Source organism: Streptomyces sp. NPDC052101 (genome assembly GCF_040680235.1).
In the GTDB taxonomy this organism is placed as follows: Bacteria; Actinomycetota; Actinomycetes; order Streptomycetales; family Streptomycetaceae; genus Streptomyces.
The window spans coordinates 23220-42270 of sequence record NZ_JBFAWH010000046.1 but is presented as its reverse complement, the minus strand read 5'-3'; the positions used below and the strand labels follow the sequence as shown (position 1 = coordinate 42270).

The window sequence follows — 19051 nt, the reverse complement described above, 5'->3', positions numbered from 1 at the left end:
TGTTCGCGCTGTGCCTGGCCCCTACGCTGGAGGCCAAGTGATCTTCACTTCCGACTGCCTGTGGCGCGACGCTATTACGGCGTAATAGCCGGGCGCCGGCACCGGAAGCCGGGACACTCGCCCGCCGGCGCACGCCCCGGCATGACCAGCGCGATCAGCAGGTCGGAGTAATCACTGGAGAGCGACGTGCGGTGACAAGTCGCATGCGTCGTTCGGGCTGGGGGCCGTAGGAAAAGGGCCTGCTCAGCAGGCGCCTCGCCGACGGCCCACCAGTACCATCTGGTCGAACCTTGCCGAGGCCGTCGAGAAGACCGTCGTCCAGCATCGCGCTCTGCTTCGCGAACCGCACGACTCAGCCGCGGTCCAGGCCACTGCGGCCATGGAGAGGCTGGAGCTCGAACCGGTCTCCCCAGCGGGACCGCGGACAGCCGGTCGGCTCTCCGATCGGATCCAGGAACAGCACGCCGCCATCCATGCCCTTCTCGACAAGAGGGTTGGGCTGGGAGCGATCGGCCGTGAGCTGGGGCTGGCCCGCAACACCGTCCGCCGCCTCGCTCACGCAGCGAGCGCGGATACTCGGGCGGCGAGAGCGTCGTGAAGAAGTACGCGAACCGGCTCCGCGATGCCTTTCCCCTCGATCCACCCTGCAAGACTCCGTCCGTGCGCGAGGTGGCCGGCTGGCTCACCCGCCACCCCGACCGTCTCGCCGACGACCAGGCCCGGCGGCTAAAGGAGATCCTGGCCCGCTGGCCCGCTGGCCCGCTGGCCCGCTGGCCCGCTGGCCCGCTGGCCCGCTGGCCCGCTGGCCCGCTGGCCCGCTGGCCCGCGCACCACGTCTGGGCGTTCGCCGAGCTCATGAACAACCGTCAGGGCCGCGCTGAGCCAGCGGATCACGTGCGTTCAGGCCGACGACCTCCCCGCCCTGCACACCTTCGCCACCGGCCTCGGCCAGGACCTCGATGCTGTCGTCGCCGGCCTCAGCCTGCGCTAAAGCTCCGGCGCCGTCGAAGGCCACAACAACAAGATCAAGATGCTGAAGCGCCAGATGTGCGGCCGCGCCAACTTCCACCTGCTACGGAAACGGGTCCTCCTCACCGCGCAAGGCCGTTCATGATTGCGGTTTCGGTGACCCTCCGTGGCCCCGGCACTGAAAGTGATCCAGAACCACTCTTCAGCCGTCGCCGACAGATCAGCTCGGGGTGGTGGCGCCAGCGCCCGACTGCCGCTCGATCTCCCTGGCCGGGAACGGGGTCTGCTTGCTCTCGGTGATCAGGCGGCGGAAGAAGGAGTCCACGACGACGGCAGGGCGTGCGTGCCGGTCGATGATGGCCGTGATCTCGGGTGGGACGTCGCCAGGTCGCCGGCCCGCGATCCAGTCGTGCAGGAAGACTTCGCGTTCCGTGTCACCGCGCACGCCGTCGAGCAAGTGGTACTGGAGCAGGTGGCTCGCGGTGTAGCAGCGGTCGTACGCGAGGTGGTCCGCGAGAAAGTTGGACTCGTCCGCCGTAAGGTCGAAGCGGGAGCTCAGCGCAAGTCCGAAGTCGGCGAAGTAGAGCTGGCGGCCGTCGGTCAGGATGTTGGCGAAGTGAGCATCGAAGTGGACAAGTCCGTGAGAACTCATGAAGTCAGCTCCGTCCATCAGAGCTTCCTCCACCCAGCGGAAGGGCGAGCCGTCCCCGCCTTCCCGCATGGCAGTTTCGCGGTGGTCGGCCAGCCATCCGGCGAGTGTGTGCGGCAGGTGCTCCAGGAAGACCACCAGGCTGCACGAGGACTGGCCGATGGCCTCCAGCCGGTCACGAACGGCGGGTGATCCCTCCCAGTGGGCGACGGCCCCCTCCAGGCCCCCGAACGCGTCGGTGAATCCTTCGGGAGGGGAGTCAGGCAGAACCCGCCAGTGGTACATCAGGGGGAATCCCGCATACTCGCCGCCGAGAACCCAGTTCGTGGTCATGGTGTGCACGGCAAGCTCCCGCCAAGCACCGAATCCGGCCGAGCCCACCCCGTACTGGTAGAACATCGGCAGCTCGAAGACGTTCGCCGTCGACCGCACATTCTCCAGGCGCAATTCGATGTCCGTCAAAGGGATCCGCTTGACGAAGACGCGCGTTCCTTTGACGTCCAGCTCTGCCGACCTGCCGCCGATGCCTGACCCGAGCGGGGAAGCGGCTGCCACGACCTCCCCGAGCCGGTGGTCGCTCAGCAAGGAGAGCTGAGTGCTCACGGTCCCGTAACCAGCCAGGCGCTCGGCGCGCTGCAAACCCTGGTCCAGCATCGACGGCTCCTCGGCGCCCGAACCAGGGCTTCGGCAATCCCGCGTACGGCACCGACCTTACGTTGAAAAGGTCAGCCACTCTCATAAACGACCGGACAGCGACCGAAGTTGGGTCCAGGGCGCGTTGGTACTCCAGTTGCAGATCGCTATCGTCGCTGGTCAGGGGCATCTTGACGAGTGCGGTGGACTGATGGGCCATCAGGGGCGGGACATCGCGCACGGCGTCCGGCCCTCGGGCGCACCGTCATCACTCCGTGATTCCTCAGGGGGCCGGGCAAGCGGCGAAGGCGTCTCGGGGTGCCTGCGCGGTGCGGCCCTCGATCAGGACAGGAGCAGCACGCGGTCCCAGACGGGCTCGTGCTGTTCGCTGCCCGGCCCGCCCGGGCCCGGCAGCACCGAGAGCAGTGCGGCGGCCACGCCCGCCGCGCCCTCCAGAATCCCGGGGTTGTCCTCGGTCGGTGGTCGGCCGTGCTGCGGGCCGGTGGCGCCGCGGGGCCCGGCCAGGTGCCGGTAACCGTATTCGGCCTGCTCGTCCCAGGCTGCGGCGAGCCGGTCGGCCAGCCGGTCGCAGTGGTCGAGCAGCGCCTGGTCGGCGGCCTGTTGCCCGAGCCTCCACAGGGTCTGCAGGAAGCCCGCCTCGCCGTGGCAGACGGTGGGGCCCTTCAAACCGTCCAGGCTGCCTGGGCGGGCCAGCACCGCGTGGGTACTCGCCAGCGCGAGCCGGCTCCAGGTCTCCTCGCCGGTCACCCGGGCCGCGCGCAACAGGCCGTTGGCGATGCCGACCGTGCCGTAGCACCAGGCGGCCCCCGCGGCGCCCGTGCGGGGCGAGGAGGGCAGGGGGCGCTCGCCGCGGGCCCGGGCCAACTCGTCGTCCAGCGGGAGCCGCCGCTCCCAGTACGGCCCGTAGGCGTCCCGGTCGGCCCGCTCGGCCAGCCAGCCGCCGATCCGTCGCAGGGCGGCCGACTGCCCGTCGACCGCCACGCCCAGCTCGGCACTGCGGGCGAGCAGCGCCAGCGGGCCCGCGATGCCGTGCGCCGTCCCGAGATTGAGGTCACCACGTGGGAAGCGGGCCCGGTCCGCCTCGGTCACCTGGCGGTGGCCGGGCACCCACCAGCCGGGCACCTCACGGCCGTCCACCCGCACCGGCCGGCTGACCGCGACGAGGTGGGCGAGGGTGGCGCGCAGCGCGGGCTCGGCCGCGGCCCGCTCCTCGGTGTCGCCGTCGGTGACCGCACCGAGCAGCACCCGGCCGACGCCGGCGGTGCCGGTGATGGCGTCGTAGCTGGACCAGGACACCCCTGGTCCGGCGGGCTCGGCCGCGAGGCGGGCGAGTTGCTCGGCCGCGACGTGTGCGGTCAGGGTGCGGCGCAGGCCCGGATAGTGACCGCCGACCCGGGCAGCCGCCTGAACGGCCGTCAGCACCGCGGCCGGGCCGTGATGTACGCCGAATGAGGCCGTTCCGGTCAGGGCCTTGGCCGCCTCCGCCAGCCGGCCGTGCGCGGCGGGCAGCCGGCCCGGATCCCGGCGGGCCAGCTCGGCGAGGAGCAGGGCAACGCCGGAACCGCCCTCCAGTGCGACCGCGGGGCCGGTCGGGCGCGGCTCGTCGGTGAGGGCGGCGGCCACCCGGTCGACGACCGCCGCGATCCGCTCGGTGCGGCCGGGCACTGCTGCTGTGGTCATCGCTGGTGCTTCCTTCGGTCGGCGTTTGCGGTCACGCAGGCGCGGGCGAGGGCGTGTACGCGCAGCTCGGCCTCCCGGTCGGGCCCGAGCAGCCGGTTGCAGGACATGTGGAGCAGGCTCGCCAGCACCCCGGGCAGCGGCGACCAGCCGGCGCCGCGGGCGGCGAGCGCGTACAACTGCTCGCGGTAGGCGCGCAGATGTCCGGCCTGGTCGGCCAGGGCCTGCGCCAGCCGGTCGCCCAGCGGATGCTCGGCCAAAGCGGGCCAGCCGCCGGCCGGGTCGATCAGCCGCAGCCACTGCGCCCGGTGGGTCCGGAAGCCGGCGGGCGGCTGCTGGCCGGCGGCGCTGCCTGCCAGCCAGGCTGCGCCCGGCTCCTGGTAGCGGGTCGGCGTGTCCACCGCGGGCGGCGGACCGAAGGCGTGCGCGATGGCGGCGAGCGACAGCGCGGCCAGCGTCTCCTTGTCCCACGGCACGTCACCGCTCCCGCCGTCGGCCTGCCGGGCGATCTGCAGCAAGGTGAGCGCGGTACGGCTGTCCGCGGCGAAGAAGCGCTCGGCGGCCGCCTGGGCCTCGGGACCGCCGTAGCGCTCCCACTCGGGGTCGTAGCCGTCCAGCACGAACCGCCCGACGAGTCCCTGGGCCGTCCACTGCCGGACCGCGGTGCGCAGCGGCGGCAGCAGTTCCCGCCACAGGCCGTCGGCGGGCCCGTGGAACCGCAGCCGGAGGTGGTCGTTCGGGTCCCGGTACCGGATGAAGAACCATCGGTCGATCAACTCGCGGCAAAAGTCCGGGAGTTCGGCCAGGAACGGGGAGAGTCGCTCCGTCAGGAAGGAGTCCGCCTGCCGGCCCGCGAGGTAGAGCTTGGCGTACAGCCACTCGCCGCCGGGCTCGGCCAGCCGCGGCCCGGCCGGGCGAACCGCCGGGATCCGGGGTGCAGCGGGGGCGAGCGCCGCGGCCCTCGGCTCCCGGACGAAGGCCAGCGCCAGTTCGCAGTGGTGCGCCCGGTCCTCGGTGTCCCGCAGCCAGCCGTCGGCCCGCTCCTCCCCGCCGGGCAGCTCGACGGCGAGTAGATGGGGGTCCTTGGAGAGCGCGTCGCGCAGCAGCTCGCGGTGCCAGGACTCGGACAGGTCAACCGGCAGCCGGAGGTCGGCACGGGTCAGCACCAGCTGCTGCGGCGCCCGCCAGCGCTCCCGCCAGTGCCGCACCGCCTCGGCCCAGCCGGCCGGATCGAGCCCGGTGTGCTCGCGCAGCTCGTCCAGGCGCCAGGTGGCGGGGGCGAGCACCACCCGGCCGTAGCGCACCCGGGGCAGGAACGGCGCGCTGGTGGCCGGTCCCCAGTCCCAGGGCGCATACGAGCGGTGAGCGTCCCGACCGACCTCGAGCAGGAAGCGGGCGGCGTTCGGCGCCTGGCCGCGCAGGTCCATCGCGTGGTGGGCGTGCGGCAGCAGCCGGCGCCCGGTCGGCAGGTGCACCAGATACAGGTGTTCGAAGGTGGCGGCCACGCCGATCTCGTCCAGCCGAACGGCGGTCGCGGCGGGGTCCGGCGGCAGCCCGATGGTCACCTCGTGCTCCGCGGTGCGCGGGCTGTTGGCGACGTTCAGCGCCCGGGTAAGCCGCGGCTGGTAGGCGACAGCGAGGTGGATCGCGTCCGGCTGCTCGGGGAAGGCGAAGGCGGCCAGCTCCTCGTTGACCGAGCCGGCCAGTCCGGCGAACCGGCCGTAGGTGGCGCCGGCCTCCAGCGCACCCGGTCCGCCACCGCCGACCAGCAGGAAGTCGCCCTCGGCCAGCGCCTGTTCGTCGGCGGCGACCAGGGTGCAGAACAGCTCGCAGGAGCGCGGCAGCAGCTCGCGGTCCGGCTCCCCGGGGGCCAGTCGCGCCACCAGGTCGTCGTCCAGCACCACCTCCCGGGCCCCGTCGCGCATCGCCTCGGCGGCCAGTCGGCCCAGCAGCAGCTCCAGCTCGCGGGCCGGCCGCGGTGCCGGGTCCTCGCTGCGGGACGAGGCCGGCCAGGTGTAGCCGGCCGGCGCGCCGAGGCCGACCGTGTCGTCCAGCACCTCCAGCACCGGGACGACCCGATCGGGTCCGTAGCGCTCCAGGAAGTCCCGGTGGTAGCCGCGCAGCGGCGCCGGGCCGGGCACGGACAGCCGCCACAGCACGCCAAGCCCGCGGGCCGCCTCCTCGGCGACCATGCGCGGCAGCCGCACCTCGGCATCCAACGCCAGATCGACGTGGACCAGCCGGTCGGCGTCTGCCAGCTGACGCATCCTCTCCTCCAGCGCGGCCAGCACCGCGCCGCGCTCGCCCGGGGTGGTGGCGGCGTCGTAGCGGTCGCGGTCGGCGGCTATCGCGCGCAGGGCCGCCAGCAGCGGCAGCGGTCGGCCGGCGGACCGCTCCGCGGCGGTCAGTACGTCTATCACCCGGCTGAGCGCGTCGCCGCCGTCCAGCACCGGCCGCAGCCCCGTGATCAGGAACTCCTGGCGTACCAGCGTGGCCAGCAGGGCGGCGGCCGCGCCGGGTGGTGCGGTGGGGTAGCGCCGCTCCAGCTCGGCGGCGGCCTCCTTGCCGGTCGTGCCGGCGGCGGCCAGTTCCAGCGCGGCGGCGACCACCAGCGTGAGCCGGACCGAGACCTCGCTGCGGGTGCTGTCGCCCGCCGTGGCACCGGGGTTGGAGGGCGCGGCCGTCACCAGCCGGCCGCCGCGCGGGATGGTCCCGGCATGGACGTGCAGGCTCAGGTGCGGGAGCAGGTCGCGGTCCTGCTCGAGCTGCTGGACCACGCGCAGCAGCCAGTCGAGATCGACCCGGGTACGACTGCGTGCCGGGCCGGACCAGGACACCTTCGCCGCCAGGCCGTCGGCCGCGGGGGCGAAGCGGACCGGGGCGACGCCGGCGAAGCGCCCGAACGGGGTGCAACGGGAGCGCAGCCGGATCTCGTAGCGCAGCACGGAGATCACGGCGCGGCGCAGTTGGGCGTCGGTGCGACCGGCGAGCCCGGTGGGGCCGGTGCTCGCGGCCACGAGGCTCGCCAGGCTGGGGCTGGCGACCCGTAGGGCGTCCATGAAGACGCCGTCGCCGGCCGCACCGCTCAGCAGTTGCTCGCAGGCCGCGCGGTCGGTGGAAGAGGCGGCGGCCCAGGCGGCGCGGTGCTGATAGCTGCGGCTCGGGGCTCGCAGCAGGGCGACCGGGGCGGTGCGGAAGAGCGGCTGGGGGGCGGGCGGTAACGGCATCGGTGGCAGTCCCTCGGTGGCGATCCCTGGCGTGGTCGGCGCGTCGGGCGCGGTGGCGGCCGGACGCGCGGGTGAGCCTGGGGCCGACAGCCTTGGTGCGCCAGCCCATGGGCCCTCAGCTGCCGGCTCCGTCGGGCGTACGCCCTTGACGGAGCCGGCTTTCGGCCTTGCTCAGCAGCCGCACTGAGTGGGGAAGGTGGACCAACATGTGAAGCTGCAGGTGACGGAGGTGAACGCGGCCTCGGCCGAGTGGGCGTCGTCCAGCTCGATGCGGACGTCCAGGTCGAAGAGGTCATCGAGCTGGGTGTCGGCGAGGACCGGAAGGGTGGCTGTGCTCATGTCAATCTCCTCGGAGTGGTTGTTGGAGCAGCGAGCCGTGCGCTGTCGGTCTTACGGGAATGCGGGCGCCGGTCGGCAGCCGTGCTCAGCAGCACCAGGTGGGGTAGCAGGAGGAGCAGGTGATGGAGGTGAACGCGGCCTCGGCCGAGTGGGTGTCGTCCAGCTCGATGCGGACGTCCAGGTCGAAGAGGTCATCGAGCTGGGTGTCGGCGAGGACCGGAAGGGTGGCTGTGCTCATGTCAATCTCCTCGGAGTGGTTGTTGGAGCAGTGAGCCGTGCGATGGGAGGCCAGTCACGGCGGCCTGAGCCGCGCTTGAGCCGACTGGCCGGGTGCGAAAGCCGCAGGACCCGGTGACCCATCAGGCCTCACCACGAAACCTTCTGAGCAGGTAGAACATCGAAGTCCTGCTGGAGTGCTCGAAGATCCTAACAGAAGTGGTCAATCATGTGACGGTTGGCTTATCCGCTCGTTGGTTTGGTTGTGGGGAAATGTCAGTCGCGGCCGTGGATCGTGTCGGATGAACTGTGGGCCCTGGTCGAGCCGTTGCTGCCCCGGCCGTGGCCGAAGCTTGTGGCGGGCCGGCCGCGGGTGCCGGACCGGCAGGTGTTGTGCGGGATCCTGTTCGTGCTGCACACCGGCATCCAGTGGGAGTACCTGACCCAGGAGTTGAGCTTCGGTTCGGGCATGACCTGCTGGCGGCGGCTGGCCGCGTGGAACGAGGCCGGGGTATGGGAGCAGCTGCATGTGCTGCTGTTGAAGAAGCTGCGGTCGGCGAAGAAGCTGGACTGGTCCCGGGCGGTGATCGACTCCTCCCATGTGCGGGCGGCCCGCTGGGGCCGCCCAGAAGCGGTCCCAGCCCGGTCGATCGCGCACGGCCGGGCAGTAAGCACCACGTCATCACCGACGCCCAGGGCATCCCGCTCGCGGTGTCGCTGACCGGCGGCAACCGCAACGACGTCACCCAACTCCTGCCCCTGCTCGACAAGATCTCCCCGGTGAACTTCATCGGTTCCCGTGTGGTGAAGGTCCTGACCGGTGGCGAGAATTCCGTTCGCTTGCAGGGCCTGGACTTCGTGATGGAGGCAGGTCATCCGATGTTCGGGGAGATCACCCTGCACCAGTCTGACTCCGATACCGCTGACGGCGGTACCTCACACTCACCCCGCAGGGGCTTCAGGAGACGTGGCTGCAGACGATGACCGACATGTTCGAGCGCTGCGGCGACACGGCGGGCCCCTTCACCTTCCAGACCCTTCAACCGGGACGATGGGTCACCGACCCTGCCACCTTCCCGCCCCCCGCTCAAGGAACGAAAGAGTGCCTTCAGCTCCAAGGATTCAGCGTCAGCCAAGGCGTCCTGCTCAGTTACCGGTAGTTCGTTAAATCCGGTGGTGGTGTGGGTTGAGGGCAGGTCGGGTTGGTCGTAGGCCGGTGGTAGGAGTCAACTGCCTTGCTGGGGAGTGAAGATGACCACCCGCCGTCCGTGTCCGCCCGCGCCGGGGCGGTTGGAGGACTACGCGGCCCGGTTCGACGACCTCTTCTTCAGCCTCGCCCAGCGGCGAGGGTTTCGCGAGTACCTGACCGGGCTACTGGCGCCGCGGGAGCGGAACAAGACGATCACCTGCCTGGCAGGGCGGAACCGGTGGCAGGTGCGGGGATGCCGGGGGTGCAGCGGCTGCAGTTCTTCCTGTCCGAGTCCCCCTGGGAGGCCGAGCAGATCAACGACCGGCGGCTTGAGCTGCTGCGCGAGGAGCCGGCGGCGGCTCCGCACGACGGCGGGGTCATCGTGATCGACGACTCCGGGGACCGCAAGGACGGCACAGCCACCGCACACGTGGGCTGGCAGTGGCTGGGCCGGCTGGGCAAGACCGACAACGGCATCGTCACGGTGACCACGGTATGGACCGACGGCCGCGTGGCTACCCACTGCACACAACTCCCTACACCCCCGCCCACCACTTCGCCCGCGGCCGCTCCGATCCGGCCTTCCGCACCAAACCGCAGCTGGCCGCTGCCCTCGCGGCCCGCGGGAAGGAGGCGGGCTTCGGCGCCGGGCGGTGGTTGCCGACTGCGCCTACTCGGTCAGCGACGACTGGTACCTCGCACTGCGCGAGGCCGGCCTGGCCTACGTGGTCGCGCTCAAGCCACACCGCGGCACCTGGGCTCCGGCCGACCAGCCACACACCCCCCATCGAAGCAGCCCACACCCTGACCTGACAGGACGCCAAGCGTCCCGGCGACTGGACACCCGTGGAGCGTCACTTCCGCGACGGGCACACCGAGACCTGGTGGGCCGCCGACGCCCGCCTGGCCGGCTACGGACCCGACTGACCCTGCCGACTGGTCGTGGCCACCACCGACCCGGACAGCCTGCCGGAGAAGGCCACCTGGTACCTGGCCACCAACCTGCCCCACCCCCACGCACCCCACGCCACCACCAGCCCGCACCCGCCGGCCGACCTCGCCGAGATCGTCCGTCTCTACGGCCTGCGGCCCTGGATCGAGCAGAGCCACAAGCAGATCAAGGTCGAACTTGGCTGGGCCGACTTTCAAGTCCGCTCCGACCGCGCCATCCGCCGCCACCAGACCCTGGTCAACTGCGCCTTCTCCTTCTGCTGGGACCAATGGTTCGCCCACCCGGCCCCCTGGACGCCACCGCGCCGGACCCGTGCCCCGAAGAGGGGACAGAGAGGGTGCCCAGCCGAACTCCACCAGCCCCAACAGCCCTGCTGGCCCAGGGCCTTACCAGCCATCCGCTCCTGACTCACCCCCGCCGTCACCCTCAACCGGTGGTGGCGAGCCTGGACGGACACGGACCCACCCTCCGAGCTCCAAGCCCTGATCAACGCGGTCACCACCGGACACGGTCTTGATCTCTACAGCCGGATCTAACGAACTACCAGCAAGGAGCCATCGCTCGTTGAAGACACAGCCGGTAGCCGTGGCAGGCAATCGTGTTCGGAACGCTGGTACCGCTTCGCTACGAATCTGGTGACAATGAGCGGATCGCTCAGCCAGGACCGCCATGGCTGGGCGGGGACTTTGACAGGTACGGGCTGACCGAGCAGCGCGAGTTGTTCGGACTCGGGCCTGGGAGCTGGCTCTGGCTTGCCAGGCGGAGGGGGGCTCGTGCCTAGAATTCCTGCCCATCAGGCCCTCGTTCGAGTCGGTGCTGTTACCGCCGCTGTGTAAGCGTAGGCGGTGGTTCTGACAGGCGGCCTGGGCGTCGATGCCCACACCACAGTCAGACCGTCAAGTGGTGCGTCAAGGTGACGCATTCCCGCCACTACCTGACACCCCGCAGTCACGCGAACCGTCCGGAACTGCAGATCCGGCCACAGCCTGCGCCCAGTTACGCCGTCGGCCGCAGCGCCGCGACCGCGATCCTGGCTTCGAAGGTCAAAGCAACGGTGTACGGATGACAGCAGACAGGCCGGTCAGGTGCCTGCCCAAAGAGCGATCACGCACGTGGTCAACGGAACCTGTCCGATTTTCGCCGCATGGCCAGTTTGACTTGGTCACTACCCGGCGACTGACGCGTAATTTCGTCCTGTCCCCAAAGGGACCGCATCCATCAACACGGTCATACAGAAGTGGTGGGACCTTATTCGCGAGTCCTGGATCGGCCATTGCTCGGTGGACCAGGGTGAACGCGCTGCAATTGATTCACTCGGGTCATCGTCAAGAACGAAGACGAAAATAGTCATTGACAAATCATTCAGTTCTGCGGCAAAGGAGCCTTGATGATCAAGCCTACCAAAGCCAGTATCGTTGAGAACGACATCGGTAGCGTAAACGCAGTGGGCAAAACCTATAAGCCCACAAGGTTTATGCGGCATCCATTGACAACGCACAACCAAAAGGAGCTCGACATTCGGGGCAGGTCCCATCCCCTTCTGGCGAAGTGGAAGGAGTGGGAAGAAATGGATCAGAAGGAAAGGCCTCTAGCGTGGGAGAAAATAAGGGCAAAAGTCAAGAAGGCGTCAGAAGCTGAGGAGGACCGCTGGATCGCCCCTATCGGGTTTTCCGTAAACAAGGTGAGGTATGGCGAATTTCCTCAAGAGGAGAAGACGGCACACCAGCGCGGGTGGTACACCTATATGAACATGGGGTTACCGCTCATTGAAGAGCGAAGTGACATTCAACAGCCCCCACCCGACCTGATCGCCCAGCATGCGTTCACCAATAGAACCGACCCTCAACCGACAACGGTAACCTTCACTACCGAATTCTCGATCTCGAACACAATCAAATGGAATCTCCAAGGAGAGGTGCAGCTCCAGTTCGGGGCAAAATCCATCGCATCACTTCAGCAGCAACTGCAAAAAAGTATGGCGATTGAGCAATATCAGAAGACCACTGTCAAGAACAGCAAGGACAATATCGGCGTTGACAGCGAGTCGCAGGCTCAAGCGACGAGTACGGCAACGGCAATGGGTTCCGCCACAGGTACCGGGGAACTGTATTCGGAACTCATGCTTGCGATCACAGGTTCTGTCGGTGGCGAGTTCACCACTTCGGCGAAAACGACGGCACAGATCAGTACCCAGATTGAAACCCGGGCGGTTGTCAGAGCCACGCAACGACGCCAGGTGAAGAGGTTCGACTACGAACTCCCCATCGTCTTTGCTGGGTGTGTCGCCTTGTATTACCCCGAGCCGGTAGAGCTGGGGAGCATTCGGAGTCTTGACGGTGAAGATGACGATGAACGGAAGCGTGCACAGACTGTGGATCCTACCGGAAAAACTGACCCACCGAAATTTGCCCAGGTGATCGTCCGTGATATCGATATCATCGGATTGGTCGAGGATGGCAAAAAATACTTCTCCCAAAAAGGGGAAGCCGAAATTGTCTCCGTCCTCGCCGGGGAGACCGAGCTCTTTGAACTCGAAAAGCTAACGCTCAGCGACAATATCGAAGACGACAAGGAGGCGCCCTTTTATAAGAGCTGACGCAGCATCCATCGAGGGGATCAAGGGAGAAGCCCATGTCTGTTGACAATGCCTCCGGTAGCGGTGAAGAGGGAGCCGACTCCACCGAAAAGACTGCCGTCGGTAACATCTTCAACGGTGGCAGAGAGCAAGCCGCTTCCGCCGAAAACACCGCTAACCGGATCGGTGAAGATGCTCCTGGTGTCGGGGATGGCGCCTGGGATGACGAGAATGAGACTGTCTCGGGAAGTACCTCGGGCTATGTGCGAAAATTGGAGAGTGAGCGCGAACCGTGGCTTCTGCGCCAGACGGCGCATGGCGCGCTCGATGTTATGGGAGGTTTCCTCACTCCCTTCTTTCAGAACTTCCAGACGGCAGCCACGGAGCAGCTCAAGGTTAACGGAACCCCCAAGGTGGCATCCGGTATGGCATCCTCGGTCAAGGATGAGGCATACAGCAATGTGAGAGGGGAGGGAGTTGACATTGAGCCAGAAGATCAGCCAACGATCGGCAAGGAAACGGGGAGTGCATTAAAAAGGGCTCGCTACCAGGCCGAGGGCGCCTTCTTGGTCAGCAAGTTCAATACAAAAGCCTACGACGTCGCGCTCGACCCATCAGGCCAGAAGGCGTACATCGTCGGGGATGACGGCTTGCTGTACGGGGTGGATCTCACCACCGGCACCAACCGCAAGGTCATGACGAGCGAAAAGTTGGGCTCGCCCCGCGGTGTGGCGTTGGATACGGACAACAAGGCCTATGTCACCGACAACAGCGGTAATCGTCTGATTCAAGTGGACCTGTCCAACGGTGACACCAAAACGATCGTCACCGGCGTGAAGGCGCAGGGCATCGAGTTGGACAGGAACGGCAAGGCCTACATCACCGACTCTGAAAAAGGGCAGCTGTTCGCGGTCGATCTGAAGAAGAAAGAGAAGGAGATGATCATCGATGGCCTGGGGCTGCAGGCCTCTGGAGTAGCGTTGGTGCTGGACGAGGACGGCAAGGCGCGCAAGGCGTACACCGGCCACTGGTGGACGACCGGGGACATGTACGAGATCGACCTGGATAACCGCACCAAGCGCTCGGTGACCAAAGCCGACAATAGTCCCGACATGGCGGTGGACGGCGCGGGCACGGCATACGTCCCCGAGCATCTTGCCGACATCCTGTACAAGGTCGACCTTCAAAGCGGCGAGCGGCGAGCGGCGGTCAAATCCACTAAGGGCGAATTCTCCCCGTTTGGCGTCGCGCTGGATAACGACAACGGCGTGATCTACGTCAGCACCTACGAGGGCCAGCTGTGGCGGTTCTCCCTGAGCGTTCTCCAGAGCCCCGAGCTAATTGAAATAATGACATCGTAGGGCGTCTTTTCGCGAGCGGGCGGGCATGAGTGCCATGGCCATGTGGGCTGTCGATGTTCACATGATCGAAGGGGTTGCTCAAGCCCGCCTGTGTCATCTCGCCGCATCCCGTTCTGGAGCGGCTGCACCGCGCTGGTGAGACCGGGACCGGCCGGCCCGAGGTGAGCGGGCTGCTGCACAGCCACGCTGGTGATTGCATTCAACGAGTCGGCGGCCTCCTCCAGCGTCATGCTTGTTTAACTGGTGCAGAGCACTTATCCGAAGGATGCGGTATTCCCCCTTGGGGCGGCGCTGGTAGCTGTTACCGAGGCTGGTTACGGCCCCGGTATCAGCTACCAGCGCTGTTCGGCCAGCGGCAGAACCCGGCCCGACCGGACTCGACGATCACTACAGTCCAGTCTCATGACGACGGTTACAACGTGCACGGTCGAGTACCCGGCCGACGGCCTGACGATGATCGGGCACCTCGCGCTCCCGGCTGGCGTCGGCCGCCGGCCCGCGGTGCTGGTCGGACCTGAGGGCCCAGGGCTCAGTGACGTCGAGCGCCGCCGGGCCGATGCACTCGCCGAGCTGGGATACGTGGCGCTGGCCTTCGACCTCCATGGCGGGCGGTATTTGGGCGACCCCGAGGAGATGCTGGGCCGTTGCATGCCGCTGCTCGCCGACCCGGACCGGATGCGGGGCATCGGCCACGCGGCGCTCGACGTGTTGCGTGCCGAACCGCGGACCGACCCCGACCGGATCGCCGCCGTCGGCTACGGCACCGGGGGCGCCATCGGGTTGGAACTCGGGCGCGACGGCGTCGACCTGCGCGCGATCGGGACAGTCAACGCACTGACTACGGGCCGACCGGGCGAGGCGGCGCGCATTCGCTGCCCGGTGTGGGCCGGGGTGGGGTCGGAAGACCCGATCATGCCGCCCGCGCAACGGGACGCGTTCACCGCCGAGATGCAGGCCTCGGGCGTCGACTGGCGCCTCGTGGTCTACGGCGGAGCCCTGCACGCCTTCCACCACCCGCCGGTCGACCACACCGTGCGCCTCGGTGTCGGCTACAACCCACGGCACGCACAGCGAGCCTGGCGCGACGTCGTCGACCTGCTCGCCGAGTGCCTGCCCGTAACGAAGCACTACTAGGGGGTGATGACCACCTGGTACGCCTCGCCGTCGAGGATGCGCTCGGACTGAACGTCACGGCCCAGCTGTCCCCCCGCGCCCGTGTTCTCGTCCTTGGGGACATGGGCCCTGATGCAGGGTGCCACCGGCTCGTCGCGTACGACCGTTACGCTCCACACACCGCCTACGTTGCGGGGGACGATCTCCGTGCACATGGAACCGATCGTGCCGCCCTCGCGGGATTTGGCGAAGGGGAACTCGTCACAGGAATCGTCCCGGACACTGGGGTCCCCCTCGAAGGGCTTCGGGGGAGCCTTGCAGCTGTAGTAGCGCCTCTTGTCCGCCATCTTGTCGTCGGCGTCACGCGTGAGCGGCTTCTTCTCGGTGCCGAGCCTGCCGTTGGTCAGGTTGTTCTGCGCCCACTCGTAGGCCACTGCGGCGGCCCCGTAGAGGGACTTGCTAATGGTCACCTGGGCCAGGTGACCCGTGACGATGCAGCCGGGGTACAGGCCGACCTGTCCGTCACAGCGCAGCGAGGGACCCGCCCAGTTCTGGGGGCTGGTGACGGGGTTCGCTCCGGTGCTCACCACCTCGGACTGGTAGGAGATCTGCGTGCGCTGACTGAGGCCGCCGCCCCGGACGGTGGAGTCGTAGGACAGCGTCCCGGTGTGGTCCTCCTCGCCCTGGTGCAGCTCGATGTACCCGCCGCCCCAGGCGGGCGGGCCCGCGATGCACTGGGTGCAGTCCGATCGAAGGGACACTTTCATCGCGGGAATGGTGGGTGACATCGCGCCGGCGAGGACGGAGATGCTCTCCTGCCACCGCGTACTTGTGGGGCTCGGCTCGGACGCGGCCACGACCGTGAGATCGGCGGTGCCGATCACCTGGCCGTCGGGGCTGACGAGCGCGTACACGATGTTGTGTCGCACGCAGTACGCGTGACGGGTGGAGACGACATCCACAGGTTCGGAGGAGGCGCACAGGGCCCCCGCGCCGTCCCGAGGGGCGGCCGTGACGTGGGCGCGGACGCGGGCCAGGTCCTGGGCGGAGACGGGGCCCTGTTGGGTGCAGGTCCACGCCGGGCCGTGGCGTGCGGGCCCGGAGCCGGGGGCGGTGGCCGTGCACGTGCCGTGGCCCTTGGGCGCCGCCCGGCTGGCCGTCGACGGTGCGGCGGCGGTCGGTGAGGTGCCCAGGGCGAGGAGGGCTGCGGTCAGAGCGAGTGCGGCTAGTGCCGCGAGCAGGTGTCTGGCGCGTTTCAAAGGGTGGTCCCCCTGTTCGGTGGCGTACGGGTCCACCGAGGATCGAACCGGCGTGGCAACGGTCTGCGCCAGGGGCGGAATCGGCCCCTCCGTGATCGTTTGCGGCCGGTTCCGGTCTCACGCCACCAGCCCTGTGGCCACTACATTCACCCCCCGACCGGACACATATACGAAGAGGGGGAAATAGACAACGATGCGCCCTATAGGACCCGTCAGCCGCGTCGGCAGATCACTCATGGCGGTGACCGCTACGGCGGTCGCCGCCATGAGTCTTGCCGTCTCCCCGGCTGCTGCAACGCCCACCACCACGACGGCGCAGACGCCCGCGCCTGGCGGCACCTGTACGGCGGCCGACCTCGGTACACGCCACCCGTACATCAAGACCAGCGAAGTGTCTCCGACGATCACCCACTTCAAGGGCTGGTACGTCACCCAGGGCACGACCGGCTACCAGAGCGTCACCACCAGCACCCAGACCACCATCTCGGTGTCCGTCGGCCTCAACGGCAACGTCCAGAGCAGTTTCGCCGTCGAGACCCTCGGCACCGTCGGCGCGATGCTGGGCCTGAACGTACAGGTCGACTACTCCTCCACCAGCAGCGTGTCGAGTACGGTCACGTGGAACTTCAACCAGCCCGGCTACTACGGCGTCTACAAGGGCACCAAGAAGGTCACCGGTACGTACGGAAGCCTCAACTGCAACCGCGTCCAACAGGGCGACGGCAGCTGGGCGTTGAAGTGGATCGAGGGGCCCGGCAGCGGCAGCTTCACCACCTACACCACCCTTGAGGAAGGCGCGGTGCGCTGCCAGGACAAGGTGCCCGCAGGAAGCATCATGGCCAAGGCGCAAGAACTCCTCGACTGCGGCTCGGCCGCCGCGAAGGCCAAGCACCCGGCGGGTGCGGTGGCGCCGACGGTGAAGCAGAAGCGGGACCGCCTCGCGCAGCGCCCGGCTCCCACCAGCGGCACGTCCGCCAAACCGCACAAGGCCACCGAGCGTATCGCGCGGGCCGATCTCAACTGCGAGCCCGGCGCCTACAAGATCGCCGTGCCTGACAAACCCCTGTCCTGGGGCGCGCCGCTCTTGGCGGCCGATGGTGTCCGCCTGCGGCCCTCGACGATCTTCAGCGCTCACCTGGACAACTGGCGCCTGTGCAACGTGACGGAGAACAACGGGGTCCTTGAGGCGTCCCTGTGGAACTGGGGCAACGGCGGGTGCGCGACCATCGCCGCGGAGAACGCGGCCACCGAACAGGCGGTCGTGCAGACGGCCCCCTGTGCGGAGGACGACCTCCAGCGGTTCTACATCTACCGCGACGTACCCGGCAGCTCGAAGATCGGTGTGCAGAACAAGTACACCGGCTCCATGTTGGGCCACGACCGGTACGCGGACGGGGAGTTCATACGCCAGTACTCCAGCGGCAGGCAGGACGGTACGGGTACGTACACCCTGATCGGAGTCTGACGGCCCACACCCCGTGAGCGGCCCCGCACGTGAACCCCGACCTCCCGGTTTCGCGCGAGGCCCTCCGCGTCCCTACTCAACGTCTCGGTCCCCGTCCAGTTCTTCATCGGGCTGCAACTGAAGCGGGACGTCAACGGCGTGGTAATCGGTGCAGGGTGGACGGACGGGGCAACGGTGACGTACGGCAACCCCACAGCCCCCCCTTCCAGCCAAGGCAGCGTTCCCTGGGCCGACACGGCGAACGGCAGCGGAACCATCGCCAGTGCCCTGGACCCGGAGAGCACGTTCATCTCGTCGCTTACATCGCCCACGGTCAGCAACGGCGGCACGATCGTCGTCGTTCTCATCGAGACGGACTCTGCGGGGCAAGTATTCAACGTCACCAAGACGCTCACCTGCAGTGCGGACGGGGCTGGCAACGGATCCTGTTCCTGACGGACGGCTCACCCGTCCCAGGCAGCCGGGCCTCCCGGCCGACGCCGGCGGCCCAGGCTAGTCCTGCGCAGGCTGGACCCGCTTCTGGCCTTGGCCATCGCGCACCGCGGTGCGGTATGTCTCAGCCCTGGGCAGAGCCGCCCGACCACGCCCCGACCATGAGTCGATCCCGTGGCCCAGTGTCGACGAAGCGAAGGCAGCGTGTAGTCAGCCTGCAAGAGCCCCGTGATCCTGAAGGCTTCTGATGGGCGCTTTTCAGCGAAAGGCATCTCAACAGGCCGCGAGCACAGCCACATTGGGATGATGGCGGATGCAACAACGCTCTACAGCTTGATCAGCGGAATCGGCGGAGCACTCATCGATGGTATTGCCGGTGTGTACGGCCCGGGTCGTATCGACAAACGACGACGCCTACACGAGCTGCTCCTTGAGGGGCAGCGTAGGCAGGCCGAGGAACAGGCGGCTGCACGCGAGGAGAAACAGAGGGTCCTGGACGCCATCGCAGAGGCGATCGTGTGTACGCAGGACTGGCATCGGCTCGTTTCCTGGGCGGTCCAGGGGCTGGATGCAGGCCGGGAAGTCGACGTTGCCAAGTTCGACGAAGCTGCGGAGCCGGTATTGCCGGCTGTGGTGAGGGCCGTTTCTTTGCTGAGCAACAACTCGTTCCGGCCCACCCGCCTGGTCCGGGTCACACCCAGCGTTGATGAGCACGGCGACCGGCGTCGGCCGGTAACATTCTCGATGCACCAAGTGAGGCTGGATCTACGGCGGCAGATCCTCGCTCCGCAACCAGGCTTCGACGGCGACAGCATCAGCATGCGTGCAGCCGAGATTCGCGGGGACCTGATGGTCGCTTTCATGACTGAGCGGGAAGCGCGCGTCGGTTCGTCGATCCCCATCGGTGACGACGGGGTATGCGGTCGCCCTGCCTAACCGATCAATGCGATCGCTCGTCGGCTGAACCTCAACCG

General features: G+C 68.0%; 13 protein-coding genes and 4 pseudogenes. 11 read left to right on the top strand and 6 right to left on the bottom strand.

Going from position 1 to position 19051, the window contains the following annotated elements:
- Positions 1–976 precede the first annotated feature (976 nt).
- A pseudogene (locus tag AB0L75_RS39770) lies at positions 977–1114 on the top strand (transposase); the annotation flags it as partial.
- A gap of 75 nt (positions 1115–1189) precedes the next feature.
- On the opposite strand, the gene AB0L75_RS39765 reads toward AB0L75_RS39770, so the two are convergent.
- The 5 genes from AB0L75_RS39765 to AB0L75_RS39745 form a co-directional block, all read right to left on the bottom strand.
- Positions 1190–2272 (bottom strand): protein kinase family protein, encoded by a 1083-nt coding sequence (locus AB0L75_RS39765; protein ID WP_365191115.1) that lies wholly within the window; start codon positions 2270–2272, stop codon positions 1190–1192.
- A 321-nt stretch (positions 2273–2593) separates the two neighbouring features.
- Entirely contained in the window at positions 2594–3952 is a 1359-nt protein-coding gene (locus AB0L75_RS39760; RefSeq protein ID WP_365191114.1) for a lanthionine synthetase C family protein, read from the bottom strand.
- Positions 3949–7176 carry a lantibiotic dehydratase gene (locus tag AB0L75_RS39755; RefSeq protein WP_365191112.1) on the bottom strand — a complete coding sequence of 1076 codons (3228 nt, stop codon included), beginning with the start codon at positions 7174–7176 and terminating at the stop codon, positions 3949–3951. Before AB0L75_RS39755 ends, AB0L75_RS39760 begins: the two co-directional genes overlap by 4 nt.
- 171 nt (positions 7177–7347) lie before the next feature.
- Positions 7348–7515 carry an FDLD family class I lanthipeptide gene (locus AB0L75_RS39750; protein WP_365191110.1) on the bottom strand — a complete coding sequence of 56 codons (168 nt, stop codon included), beginning with the start codon at positions 7513–7515 and terminating at the stop codon, positions 7348–7350.
- An 85-nt stretch (positions 7516–7600) separates the two neighbouring features.
- Positions 7601–7753 carry an FDLD family class I lanthipeptide gene (locus tag AB0L75_RS39745; RefSeq protein ID WP_365191109.1) on the bottom strand — a complete coding sequence of 51 codons (153 nt, stop codon included), beginning with the start codon at positions 7751–7753 and terminating at the stop codon, positions 7601–7603.
- 243 nt (positions 7754–7996) lie between these two features.
- On the opposite strand from AB0L75_RS39745, the pseudogene AB0L75_RS39740 reads away from it, so the two are divergent.
- The 7 genes and pseudogenes from AB0L75_RS39740 to AB0L75_RS39710 form a co-directional block, all read left to right on the top strand.
- Positions 7997–8514 (top strand): annotated as a pseudogene (locus AB0L75_RS39740) (IS5 family transposase); the annotation flags it as partial.
- A 659-nt stretch (positions 8515–9173) separates the two neighbouring features.
- Positions 9174–9380: pseudogene (locus tag AB0L75_RS39735) on the top strand (transposase); the annotation flags it as partial.
- Between the two features lie 193 nt (positions 9381–9573).
- Positions 9574–9666 (top strand): annotated as a pseudogene (locus AB0L75_RS39730) (hypothetical protein); the annotation flags it as partial.
- 196 nt (positions 9667–9862) lie between these two features.
- Complete coding sequence (locus AB0L75_RS39725; protein ID WP_365191108.1) at positions 9863–10279, top strand: hypothetical protein; 417 nt, start codon at positions 9863–9865, stop codon at positions 10277–10279.
- A 980-nt stretch (positions 10280–11259) separates the two neighbouring features.
- A complete protein-coding gene (locus tag AB0L75_RS39720; protein ID WP_365191106.1) occupies positions 11260–12468 on the top strand; it encodes a gluconolaconase in 1209 nt (402 codons plus the stop codon).
- A gap of 35 nt (positions 12469–12503) precedes the next feature.
- Entirely contained in the window at positions 12504–13808 is a 1305-nt protein-coding gene (locus AB0L75_RS39715; protein WP_365191104.1) for a hypothetical protein, read from the top strand.
- Between the two features lie 402 nt (positions 13809–14210).
- A complete protein-coding gene (locus AB0L75_RS39710) occupies positions 14211–14942 on the top strand; it encodes a dienelactone hydrolase family protein (RefSeq protein WP_365191103.1) in 732 nt (243 codons plus the stop codon).
- On the opposite strand, the gene AB0L75_RS39705 is transcribed toward AB0L75_RS39710, so the two are convergent.
- On the bottom strand, positions 14939–16180 hold the full coding sequence (locus tag AB0L75_RS39705) for a hypothetical protein (RefSeq protein ID WP_365191101.1): 1242 nt from the start codon (positions 16178–16180) through the stop codon (positions 14939–14941). The genes AB0L75_RS39710 and AB0L75_RS39705 overlap by 4 nt on opposite strands.
- Before the next feature lie 235 nt (positions 16181–16415).
- Between AB0L75_RS39705 and AB0L75_RS39700 the strand changes: the two genes are divergently transcribed.
- The 3 genes from AB0L75_RS39700 to AB0L75_RS39690 all read left to right on the top strand — a co-directional run bounded on the left by AB0L75_RS39700 (position 16416) and on the right by AB0L75_RS39690 (position 19013).
- Positions 16416–17645 carry a hypothetical protein gene (locus AB0L75_RS39700; protein WP_365191099.1) on the top strand — a complete coding sequence of 410 codons (1230 nt, stop codon included), beginning with the start codon at positions 16416–16418 and terminating at the stop codon, positions 17643–17645.
- A gap of 174 nt (positions 17646–17819) precedes the next feature.
- Positions 17820–18080 carry a hypothetical protein gene (locus AB0L75_RS39695; protein ID WP_365191098.1) on the top strand — a complete coding sequence of 87 codons (261 nt, stop codon included), beginning with the start codon at positions 17820–17822 and terminating at the stop codon, positions 18078–18080.
- A gap of 225 nt (positions 18081–18305) precedes the next feature.
- Entirely contained in the window at positions 18306–19013 is a 708-nt protein-coding gene (locus AB0L75_RS39690; RefSeq protein WP_365191096.1) for a hypothetical protein, read from the top strand.
- Positions 19014–19051 lie beyond the last annotated feature (38 nt).